This window comes from Weissella minor (assembly GCF_001437425.1).
GTDB lineage: Bacteria > Bacillota > Bacilli > Lactobacillales > Lactobacillaceae > Weissella > Weissella minor.
Genome location: NZ_JQCD01000001.1, coordinates 1 through 11,826, shown reverse-complemented (window position 1 = coordinate 11,826; position 11,826 = coordinate 1). Strand labels below are relative to the sequence as shown.

Genomic DNA, 11,826 nt, shown 5'->3' with positions numbered 1-11,826 from the left:
ATCTGAAGCAAATTCAGATAGTCAAAAGTTACCTTTAGCCGAACAAGATGATTTAAACATTGCATTTGAAGACATTTCTTTCGAATATCAATACAACCAACCAGTCTTAAATCACTTATCATTATCCATTGAAAATAATGAAAAAATCGCCCTAGTTGGTATTAGTGGCTCAGGAAAATCAACCTTAACCAAATTATTGGTGCGGTTCTATGATCTTGAAAAAAATAACGGTAAGATCAAACTGAATAATACAGATATTACCTTTTTAGATAAAGTACATTTACGCGAACTCATCACTTACGTTCCTCAAGAACCACATACTTTTACAGGTAAAGTGATTGATAATCTCACCATGGGGGCTAAAACAGGCACTACTTTTGATGATGTGCTTAAATCCACTGAAATTGCACATATTCGTACCGATATTGAAAACATGTCCCAGGGCTTTGAAACCGAAATATCAGAATTAGGTAATCTATCTGGCGGACAAATGCAACGACTTTCCTTAGCACGGGCGCTCCTGACTGATTCAAAAGTCATTATCCTAGATGAATCAACTAGTAACCTTGATGTATTAACTGAAAAGATTGTCGTTGATAATCTCATGAATTTAACGGATAAAACGATTATTTTCGTTGCCCACCGTCTAACCATTGCTGAACGTGTTCCACGTCTAGTTATGTTAGAACATGGCCAAATTGTTGCTGACGGAACACATAATGACCTTTTGGGTTCAAATGACGCTTATACCAACCTCGTTCGTAAATAAAATTGAAAGGAATAGCTATGATTGATAATAATCTATTAGAGAGTTCTGAATTTTATAACAAAAGGTATGGTACTTTTGCGACTAAACTTATCTGGCCTATCGTTATTGGGCTAATCTTAATTGTCATCTTCATGTGCCTAACCAAAAAAGAGATTGTTGTGAAAGCTGTCGGATCGATAGAACCTAAAAAGCCTTTAGCAATCATTCAATCCTCTAGTAATAACCCCGTTAAGATCAATAATTTACATGAGAACAAATCGGTCACCAAAGGTGACTTACTCATTCAATATGATAATAGCGATATCAAAAGTAACCAAGACCTTGTAGCTCATAAATATAAAAAGAACTATGCCAAGACGCAAGCTTTAGAAATCTACAAACAAAGTATAATCACTGGTCAAAACTTGTTTAATGGTACAGATGATTATGGTTATGCTGATCAGTACAATGACTATTTAGCACAGTTAGCTGATATCAATACCAGCACACAACAAAATAATTCTGATATTCGTAGTAGTGATAATACTCAAGCCAAAAAAAATGGCGATATTACACGATCTAATCAGTCAAATACTGAGAAACAAAAATCACTACAAGCTAAAACACTAGCTGACATCAACCAGCAATTAAGTGATTTAAGCGACCAAAATGATCAATTAGATGCTGAGCAAAATAATAATGACACTCAAAACCAAAGTCAAAGTATTGAAGCTCCTAAAGACGGAATTCTTCATGTTGAAAACAACAATGTTAAAACAAAATATCTCACCAGTGGTTCTGAGTTAGCTCAAATTTATCCTAAGCTATCAATTGATACACCCTTAAGTGCGACATTTTACATTCCAACAGATAAACTCAATGGAATACAAAATGGACAGAAAATTAGGTTCCGTGCCAACCAACAAGGGCCCAAGCCCTTACTATTAACAGGGAAAATCCATCAAATTGATAGTGCCCCCACCTCAACAAAACAGGGTGATGCATATAAAGTTACAGCTAACCTTAAGCCAACAAAAAAACAGTACACTAAAATTAGGTATGGACTTACAGGAAATATTTCAGTTATTACAGGTCAAAAAACATGGCTAAACTACGTCAAGGACTTATTATTCACAAAATAAAGTAACAAGTATCAGCATGCAAAGGCTCTCTCTCGCCACTTGTCCATTTCCTGCTTTCGCAGTACTGGACAAGTGGCTTTTGTGCATCTCAAACGCCTTACATGCTAATTCATGTACAACTTCATTCCTTTATCCACTAAGACCACCCCTTGTGGACGCATATAAGCTTTGCCGTTGTTTTTAGGTGCAACTGGTTAACCACCCGCTTATACGCGCTGAAATCGCTTTGTACCATCACTGGTACGGTCTTTCCGCATTCTATATGTCTTTCTATCAAACGCAACTAAGATAGGTGCTAATGTAGTGTTCACTCGTCGTCTTCTTCCATTAACAGCTTCACTGCTTCTCCTTTATGCTCCCACAGTGCCGTGAGCAAGGTCCTTCACGTGACGTCCTAGCTTCCACCTAGGCTTATTGTTCCCAAAAGTTCGTTATACTCACAGCGCCTTAACGTGGCAGGTTCTTCGGTGCTTGTCCTTTCTTGTAAACAAAAAAGACGATTACAGGTAGCCATTCAAAAGCTTACACTGCAATCGTCCACACCTTGATCCACTTACTTTTTATCGTTTGTGAGTTCTTTTGGGTTGACGGATTTCTTTGTACAGGTATAATGTACTTATATAAAGAAATCGACAATGTGCTTCGAATACTACGGATATTCTTTGCACTAGCACCAATTGGAATCCCCATTCCAATTGGTGCTTTTTCGTTTATTTAGTTGTTCATGTATTTAGACTATCTCGCTTCCCTACAACTGTCAACAATATTTTATACATGTACGGCTTGTAATAAACGTATATCCACATACATGCATTAAAAAACTGCACAACTATCATTCACTGTTGTGTTACCATTTAGGTAAACAAAGGTAACACTACTAGTAAACAAAGGTAACACTTAAAATGGAAACAGGTAACAAAGAATTCAAATCCGTCACAGATCTTGCAGAGTATTTAAAAATATCTAGAAAAACACTATACAAGAGGTCTAAAGCAAATGGCGTAAACCTATCTGGTTCTTATTCAGAAAGAGATTTACGGATCCTTAAACAAGAGAGTGTTACCTCTAGTAAACACAAAAGTGTTACCACTGTTACAGGGGGTGACAGTGAGAGTAAACAGATAAAATCAACTGTTTTTGAAACATTAAAAGCGCATATAGATACCCTAAAGGCCGATAAAATTTTTCTACAAAAAGAAATAGAGAGTAAAAACATAACTATTTCTGAGACAACTAAACTACTTGATCAAGCACAACAATTACAATTAGATTTACAGACAAAGTTGAATCACAGTGAACAAGAACGTCTTGCATTGCTTGATACTGCCAATAAATCGACTAATTCGGACGAATATTTACATGAACTAAAAGAGAACATCGCTGAGCTAAAAGAACAAATCAGCTCTGAAAAACAAGCAAAAGAATCTCTACAAACCGAGCTTAAAAACAGTGAACATTTTTCTGATTACTTGTTTCGTGAGAATCAACAGTTGGATGATTTAAAAGAAGAGCTCACCAAAACTTTAGATGCTCTGGAAGACAAACAGCAACACCTGGATACCTTACAACACGAACTCAATGAGACACAGGGGATTGCTCAAGAAAAGGCAAAACAGCGTCAGTCTATTGCTGAAGAAAACAAGACACTACGCGAACAATTGACTAAGACTAGACAGAAATTACAAGATGAACAAAATAAAAGCTTTTGGCAACGTCTGTTTGGGCGTTAATAAGGCGATTGAACGTGCCACATTCAGTCTGTCTGACAAGACTCTTAATGAAATTGACCCACGGTAGTGTCCGCATGAAATGCCCCTGTCTGGGAAGACCCGCCGGCGGTTTTCAAGCGTAAAAGATCAGCGCTGAAAATAGCTTAGTTCCACCGTAAGAGTGGTGGAACTGCTACCGCACTCGTTAGAGTGCCAGCCTCGCAGAGCCACCTCTTAACTTGTTAAGTATAGGGGGCTAGACTTATCTTTAGGTCCGCTGTGCTATACTAGTTGTAAAACTGGAGAAATCATTATGGCTAGCACAATTTCTTGGCACTTTGAAAAGCACCCTAAATCTGCAGTAAACGGTCTTCAAATTCACAATGAACGTAAATCTGACAAACACAAAAATGCTCGCATTGATCCTGAAAAGACACACTTAAATGTGTCTTCAGTCATTGACCATGAGTTCAAGAATATTCCGTATACCCAAAGAATCGATCAACTCATTCAAGAACGCTATACAGGAAAGAGAAAGCCACGCAAAGATGCCATTGTTGATGTCCAACATACACTTCAATTTGGCGGAGACGAGGTTTTACAGTTGTCGCCCGATAAGAAACAAGAGGTCATAACCACAGCCATTAATTTTCTAGTTGATCGCTTAGGCGGTTATAAAAACGTTATTGGCTTAAATATCCACCGTGATGAAACCAATGATCATGTTCATCTTGATACAATTCCTTTAACCGAAGATGGTCGTCTATCTGCCAAAGACATCTACAATCGGACGTTCATGAAAGAGACCCAGACACAACTTTTAACTCACTTACAAGAGCAATACCCTGAATTAGATTTTGTTCGCGCTTCTGAGGCGGATCGTGGATTTGAAAACGGTCGTTCTCAAGCTGATTTTGAACGTTTACGAGATGAAAAACGAAAACAGGATGAAGAACACCAAGAAAAAGAAAAAACGCTGAAAAAAACTGAAAATGAGCTGAAACAAAAAATGGTTGATGCTTTGGAGGCGTTAGAACCCGAATTTAAGGTTGCCGCCTCTGTTTATGATGAAAATAAAGTGTCAGATAGCCGAGAAAATTACTTTGAGTTTATAGATGAGTTTGGAACTGCCCCTATGCCAGTAAATACGCGGCAGGGTTGGCGACAAGTTTATGAATGGTTGCATATCGATGAAATTAAGCGAGCGCTAGAACAGGCTAAACAATATGTATCAGATTTTGTCGTTAATAAAGCCCATGCATTAATCAGGCGTGAAGATGAACTCGATAATAAGGAAAAAGCGTTAGAGGTTAAAGCCCAATCACTAGATCAAAAAGAAGAACAGCTTTATACCAACGTGCTTGCGATCGTGGGTGAGGAAACTGAAATCGAAATAAAAAAGAGAATCGATGGTTATGAAAAATATGCACGTGCCCCCGAAAATACATGGCCAAATTTCAGCCGATTAGGAATCATTGCAGATAATTTGTCGGAAGCTTTAACGTTGACGAAAGAAAATATCGAAAAGAATAATGAACTTAAAGGTGTCCTTGCTGATACGGTAATTGATTTGGGTTATTTAGGTCCAGAATGGCGAGATAGTTTGATTAAAAATAGCGGGTTAAAAGCTGTTAATAAAAAGACACGAGAACATATTGATAAACCATTTGAAGTGCTTTTACCTGAAGCTATACATAAGGCCAGTGCACAACAATTAAATGTCTTAATGGAACGAACACGTCGATTCAACAACAAAGATAGAGATATAAGTCGTTAATAAACGGATATAAATCAGACATACTACAAATTTTCAGGAACACAATAGCCCCTGCTTTTAAAAAGGCGACTCCCGGTCCGTAGAAGGGAGTCGCCTTTTTATTTACAATGAAGTTTCTCAAACAATGTTACAATAGAAAATGCGTTGGACCGGGAGCACTCGTAATCTGACGTAACAAGATAAGAACCTTTGGTTCGTTTTGAGTGTTAGCCTACCCCTCAATTACTCAAGTCAAGGAGGTAGCGCAACATGAAAATTCGAGAAAGGTTTGCGTGTAATGGACGTAGTATCGTGGGCAATCGCCATCTCGATCGTTCTTGGCGCATTAGGTTCGTATCGTTTAAAATCAGCAAAATCTGATTATATACGACGTTCGGATCCTAATGACAAAAAGAAAAACGACCATTCAGTTGAATAGTCGTTAACAGTCTTTACACTCAAGTCTTGTTGGCATCAGGTATTGTGGTACCTGGTGCCTTTTCTTTATTAAATTATAACACAAAAATTAAATATATCCAGTCTCCTCTCAAAAATATACATATTTTGGTATACTTATCTCATAAATAAAAAGGAGTCATCTATAAATATGAATAGGGGATCAGAGTTCAGAAAATGGGATTTACACATACATTCCTTATATTCTAACTTGAACAACAACTTTGAAGAAAACAAAGAAACTCATGCACCAAACAAAGAACGATATCTTGAAGTCCTGAAAGATAACGGTATAGCTGCTATTGGACTAACTAATTACTTTAATTTTTCTGATGATGATTTTGAATTACAAAAATACCTTGAAAAAAATGGAATTACCACTTTCCTAAACTTGGAATTACGACTATCAAACATCAATAAATCCGATCAATTGTTCGATTATCACATAATATTTAACAATACATTAGACCATAAAATCATTCAAAATGTTTTGGCAGTACTACACGCAAGCACAGGTCCTAACAGTAAACCTTTCAACTTCCTAACCACAGATGAAATACGGGATACAGCACACATCAGCCTTGATACTCTCCTCAAAGAATTATCTACAAACAGTGATATAAAAGGACAATATTTAACAGGGTTCCTTTCGAGGGGACATGGTAGCGCTACTAGTGATGCCACTGGTAAAAGTCAATCCGTCTATGAAGAAGTTTGTAGTCGTTCTGATTTGATTATTCACTCAAGTTGCAATGATCCAGCTACATGTACAGACCCACACTGTTCCCACAATAATTTAGAAAAAGACAGAGATTTTTGGTTACACCATAGCCGCTATGTCAAACCATTGCTACAGTCATCCGATGCCCACTCATTTGAAGACATCGGTACGAAATTTTCCTGGATAAAAGCCGATACTACCTTTAATGGTTTAAAACAAATACTATTTGAGCCAGAAGATAGAATCTGTTTAGATAAGAAAAAACCACAATTAGAAAAAGACGAGTTAGTTATTGATAGGCTAATTTATAATGACAAACCCATCGCACTGTCTGAAGGTCTCAACTCTATTATAGGTGGACGCGGAAATGGAAAATCAACATTACTAAATTCTATTGGCAAACGTTTAGATCCTAATTTCCCTAAAGAAAAATATGACCTTTCTCAAAACAATAATAAATTCGACGTCATTTGGCGTGATCAAACGGAAAATACGCCTCGAAAAATTGAATATATTGGTCAAAATTATATGTTTGACATGTCTACTGATCCTAATAAACTAAAAGAAATGATCAATGATATTATCATCGCCAAACAATTGAATGAACCTGTAAAGCAATACAATTCTGGGTGCATGCAATTGGGCACAACAATCGAAAAATTATTGAAAGAATACTTTTCTAGTGTTGACGAAGAAAAGAATTTACAAAAACCCGAGGTAGAAAAAGACTCCGCGGAGAAAAGACTCCATAATTATCAAGAACAAAGCCAAAAAATCTTAAGCAATAATAATTTGACTGATTCTGATAAAACACTACTGCATGGTAAAATTGAAGAAAAGAAACATTTATCATTACAGCTAGCAAATTTACAGAATCAACTGTCCATACTGTCCAATATTAATACTCAAGATTTTCGCATTTTATATACTGGCCAATTAAATGCTGACATTGACAAAGTATTTTCTGCCGTTATGGACAAAGTAAACAACTATGCTCAAATAGAAGTTTCATCTACAGTATCTACTATCAATACACGGTTGCAAGAAGAAATAGTTACTATAAATAATGCAATAAACAATATTAAAAACGACAAGTTGTTTAAAAAGGGAGAAATCATTTCCCAAAATAGCACAGAACTTGCTAATTTAAATACATTAATTCAAAAATCCGAACAAGAACTTCTTGCTATTGAAACCTACGAAAAAAATCTTAAAATGATTCGTAACAAAAAAGAAACCACCAAAAACCAAATAATAGAGTACTACAAAGAGTACGAATCACTACGAGAAGAATTGTCAACTACGTTTGAAATTTCGTCAGAAGGCCTAGAAATAAAGCTATTTTTTAAACCGAAAGACTTCTATAATGAATTCGACTTCATTAATGGACAAGGGCATGCCAAAAATGATTTTATAAATCGCCTACAAGATAATTTTTCTGCGGAAATTGATCACATATTCGACTGTGAAGACTTAAAATACAACGCAGGAAAATCAAAAGATGATCTCATCAAGCATTTCTTTTCTACTAATTTTTACGAGTACAATTATAGTGTAGTGTACCAGGGTGATGAATTTCAAAACATGTCCCCTGGAAAAAGATCTTTTGTTATTCTTAAATTAATACTAGATTTCTCTGATAGTAAAGTTCCTGTTCTAATTGATCAACCAGAAGACAACCTTGACAATCGTTCAATTTATAACGAGCTAACTCAATATCTCCGAAGAACAAAAAAAGTAAGACAAATTATTGTAGTAACTCATAACCCAAACGTTGTAGTTGGAGCTGATAGCGAAAATATTATCGTAGCGAATAAAACATCAATGCAGTATCCGAACGAAAATGACATAGAATTTGATTACATCAATGGTAGTTTAGAAGATAACAAGTCTTCAGATAGTGCATACTTTTTAAGCCAGCACAGCATACAAGACCATATTTTTGATATTTTGGAGGGAGGTAAAGAAGCATTTAAAAAACGTGAGAGAAAATATATAGATACCTCCTTACAATCAAACTAAATAAGCCATCACATAAACACTGTTTATCATTTTTAATGATGAATGGTCTAGATTGTGAAAAAAGCCCGTTGAGGCCGTTTGTGAAACGACCGGAACGGGCTTTTTGGCGCTTGTGAAGTGGGGGGAAGTTCACAAACGTCTCAAAAGGCTATTATAGCAGGGACTCGGTGTAACATGCATTATGTTAACTGTGATTGGTATAGCTAAAAGAGTTTCAGATTTTACCAATATTCTTTTTTATTTACGACTAACCTTTAACAGCGCATTCTCTACCAGAACAATTAATATTAATTTTTGCTCACACCATATTAATTAACATTTCATAAACAACGTGTTACTATAACAATAAAATAAAATGAGGAGATTAATTTTATTCGACAAATCACGTTTAAATTAAACGATTACTATGAAAAATCTAAGTTTATCTTGTACTAGTATCTTTTATTTGTTAGTTGGTCCAGTTATATATATATCAAATAATCCATTTGTTGTGTCTGCAACATTTATATTTCTTTTTATTTTTTCCTTACTATCATTGTATGCCCTTCGATCAGATTTAATGGCAGATATTAGAAAAGTTAAGCTACACCCAAAATTATTATTACTTTTTATCGTAATGTTAGCACTAGCATTTGTCATTACATATATAAGCAACTCCTTATTATTACCTAATAACTATACTTCACAAAATCAACAAGTCGTAAACTCATCACTATTATCACCAAACTTATTAATTAAAACATTGAGCTTTTTATCTTCAATACTTGTTGCCCCAATAATGGAAAGTATTATCTTTCAATATGGGGTACAGCGAAACTTAGCTATTAAAATCAGTACATTCACACACTCAAAGATATTTACCACACTTCTTTCAGCTACCATTACCTTTGCTATTTTCTTTTTATTTCATTCTCCAAGCCTTTCACTAAACGACTTAATATATTATTCATTTCTACTCTTTTTTTGTCTTTTTTATGGACTAAGCAACGATAATCTACTACTTACCATAATTTTTCATATGGGATGGAACTTATTATAATGACTATGGATAAAGGTACATTACATGCAAATATAGCAAAAAAAATCAAACAATACCGCAAAGCCAACCATCTAACACAGGCTCAACTAGCTGAATATTTACATATTTCTACAACTGCATTATCTCATTATGAACAGTGTTCTCGAACTCCTGATATAGAAACACTTTTAGAATTAGAAAACATTTTTGGTAAAGATATCCACGAATTCTTCGAAAAATAAAACTATACATTTTGTAAATTGATATTATTTACTACAGGACTACAATAATGTTATAAACTTATTTCACCGATTTTCATAGATACTAGGAGGTCAATTATGTTGAATAAATTTAATGAAGTTGAACTATCTGAAGCTGATTTAGATAAAGTAACTGGTGGTGGTGTACTTGGCCACATTGGTTCTGCTGCTGGACGTCTTACCCGTGATTACTTTGGATATCAAAATCACGCCTTTAGAGGACAGTCACGTCGTTCACGGGCTACCTGGTTCCGTCCATAATTAGTAGAGGAGATCTTAATATGTTACAAGAAAAAGCACTAACCGATACAGAACTTTCAACTATCTCTGGAGGTGGCCGTCGTCTTAAGAAGGCTGGAAAAGGGATCGCAATTGCTGACGCTGTTAATGAATTTTGGGGTGGTTATAAACATGGCCTAAAGCACAAATTCCATTATGGTTCCCTATAACATGAATAAATACGAAAAAATAGGATTTCAACTTTGAAATCCTATTTTTTTCGTATTAAAATTAATATCATCCTAAATAATTGGAGAAAATAATGCAATTCAAATACATAAATCAAGTCGATGAACGTGACTGTGGTGCTGCATGTCTCGCCATGGTTTGTAAATCATTCAATAAGGATATCTCAATTTCAAAAATTCGAGATTTAGAAAAAACTAATTTAGATGGCTCTACTGCGCTAGGTATTAAAAAAGCCGCTGAAACTTTAGGATTTGAAACTAAGGCCATCAAAGCGGATATGTCACTATTCGATGATTATAAACAGCTCCCTTATCCGTTTATTGCGCATGTTGAAAAAATGGACCAGGGTGAACTTATTGAACACTATTACGTCGTTTATAAGGCAAACAAACATCATATCTATGTTGCTGATCCTGACCCCGATGTCAAAAAGAAGCGCATGTCATATAGACAATTTGCTGATCAATGGACGGGCATTGCCTTATTCTTTGCCCCCACTCCTGAATTTAAACCTACTAAGGGGAAAAAAGAGGGCTTTAAGTCCTTTTTCCCAATCATTTTTAAACAAAAGGGACTCGTAACTAATATTGTAGTTGCCTCACTGTTGGTAACCCTAATCAGCATTGCTGGATCTTACTTCTTACAATTACTCATCGACGATTACATTCCAAATGGCATGATGAGCACACTCAGTATCGTTAGTATTGGGTTAATTACCGCCTACATCTTCCAACAAATTATGAGTTATGTTCAACAGTATTTACTAATTGTGCTTGGTCAACGACTTTCAATTGACCTTATCTTGTCATATGTTAAGCATTTATTTGAACTCCCTATGAATTTCTTTTACACCCGTCGCGTGGGAGAAATTACGTCCCGTTTTAATGACGCTAATTCGATTATTGAAGCCGTCGCTAGTTCCGTCTTATCAATGTTACTTGATGTGGGTATTGTGATTATCATGGCTGTCGTTTTGTTTAGCTACAATCATGATATGTTTTTAATTTCAGTACTATCTATCCCTATTTATATGTTCATTGTGTATGTCTTCGTTAAACCATTTAACTATTTAAACACTGAAGCAATGAAGTCAGGTGCAACTCTTGAGTCCTCAATCATTGAAAGTTTAAATGGCATGGAAACGATTAAAGCCTTAGGGGCTGAAGAAACTAGTTATGGCCATATTGACCGTGACTATGTTCATTTTCTTAAACGCTCATTTAAAACGGCTCGGTTAACCGCGATTCAAGAAGCGATTAAAGGCGCTTTAAAGCTAATTTTTGAAGTTTTAATTCTGTGGTATGGGGCCAATCTCGTTATGCATAACAAATTATCAATGGGAGAACTTATGGCCTACAATGCATTGCTTGGTTACTTCACGGATCCCTTACAATCTATCATTGATCTACAGAGTAAAATTCAAACGGCCATAGTCGCCGCACATCGTTTAAACGAAGTCTTTGATGTCCCATCTGAATTTGCTTCAGATAGTCAAAAGTTACCTTTAGCCGAACAAGATGATTTAA

Annotated in this window: 11 protein-coding genes; 10 read left to right on the top strand and 1 reads right to left on the bottom strand. The window is 35.6% G+C overall.

Annotation, left to right across the window (positions count from 1 at the left end; genetic code table 11):
• The 5 genes from IV67_RS00045 to IV67_RS00025 form a co-directional block, all read left to right on the top strand.
• The coding region (locus IV67_RS00045) for an ATP-binding cassette domain-containing protein (RefSeq protein ID WP_157050254.1) at positions 1-769 on the top strand (769 nt) is incomplete at its 5' end.
• A 17-nt stretch (positions 770-786) separates the two neighbouring features.
• Positions 787-1,890, top strand: coding sequence for an HlyD family efflux transporter periplasmic adaptor subunit (locus tag IV67_RS00040; RefSeq protein ID WP_057785892.1), 1,104 nt, complete (start codon positions 787-789; stop codon positions 1,888-1,890).
• A 902-nt stretch (positions 1,891-2,792) separates the two neighbouring features.
• Positions 2,793-3,620: a coiled-coil domain-containing protein gene (locus IV67_RS00035; RefSeq protein WP_057785890.1), complete on the top strand. Its 828-nt coding sequence runs from the start codon at positions 2,793-2,795 to the stop codon at positions 3,618-3,620.
• A 292-nt stretch (positions 3,621-3,912) separates the two neighbouring features.
• The gene (mobV, locus tag IV67_RS00030; RefSeq protein WP_057785888.1) at positions 3,913-5,376 is read left to right on the top strand and encodes a MobV family relaxase; all 1,464 of its coding nucleotides are present in this window, start codon (positions 3,913-3,915) and stop codon (positions 5,374-5,376) included.
• Between the two features lie 586 nt (positions 5,377-5,962).
• Positions 5,963-8,554: a TrlF family AAA-like ATPase gene (locus IV67_RS00025; RefSeq protein WP_057785886.1), complete on the top strand. Its 2,592-nt coding sequence runs from the start codon at positions 5,963-5,965 to the stop codon at positions 8,552-8,554.
• Between the two features lie 441 nt (positions 8,555-8,995).
• Here the strand turns inward: IV67_RS00025 and IV67_RS09330 are convergent, their stop codons facing one another.
• A complete protein-coding gene (locus IV67_RS09330; RefSeq protein ID WP_057785883.1) occupies positions 8,996-9,193 on the bottom strand; it encodes a hypothetical protein in 198 nt (65 codons plus the stop codon).
• Here IV67_RS09330 and IV67_RS09600 point away from each other — a divergent pair.
• The 5 genes from IV67_RS09600 to IV67_RS00005 form a co-directional block, all read left to right on the top strand.
• The gene (locus tag IV67_RS09600) at positions 9,114-9,593 is read left to right on the top strand and encodes a CPBP family glutamic-type intramembrane protease (RefSeq protein ID WP_162261060.1); all 480 of its coding nucleotides are present in this window, start codon (positions 9,114-9,116) and stop codon (positions 9,591-9,593) included. The two genes, IV67_RS09330 and IV67_RS09600, sit on opposite strands and share 80 nt — an antisense overlap.
• On the top strand, positions 9,593-9,814 hold the full coding sequence (locus IV67_RS00015) for a helix-turn-helix domain-containing protein (protein ID WP_057785881.1): 222 nt from the start codon (positions 9,593-9,595) through the stop codon (positions 9,812-9,814). Before IV67_RS09600 ends, IV67_RS00015 begins: the two co-directional genes overlap by 1 nt.
• A 96-nt stretch (positions 9,815-9,910) precedes the next feature.
• Positions 9,911-10,093: a hypothetical protein gene (locus tag IV67_RS00010; RefSeq protein WP_057785879.1), complete on the top strand. Its 183-nt coding sequence runs from the start codon at positions 9,911-9,913 to the stop codon at positions 10,091-10,093.
• A gap of 20 nt (positions 10,094-10,113) precedes the next feature.
• Positions 10,114-10,281, top strand: a complete 168-nt coding sequence (locus IV67_RS09165) for a bacteriocin (RefSeq protein ID WP_157050253.1) — start codon at positions 10,114-10,116, stop codon at positions 10,279-10,281.
• A gap of 92 nt (positions 10,282-10,373) precedes the next feature.
• Positions 10,374-11,826, top strand: a 1,453-nt coding sequence (locus IV67_RS00005) for a peptide cleavage/export ABC transporter (RefSeq protein ID WP_057785876.1), incomplete at its 3' end; no start/stop codon positions are given.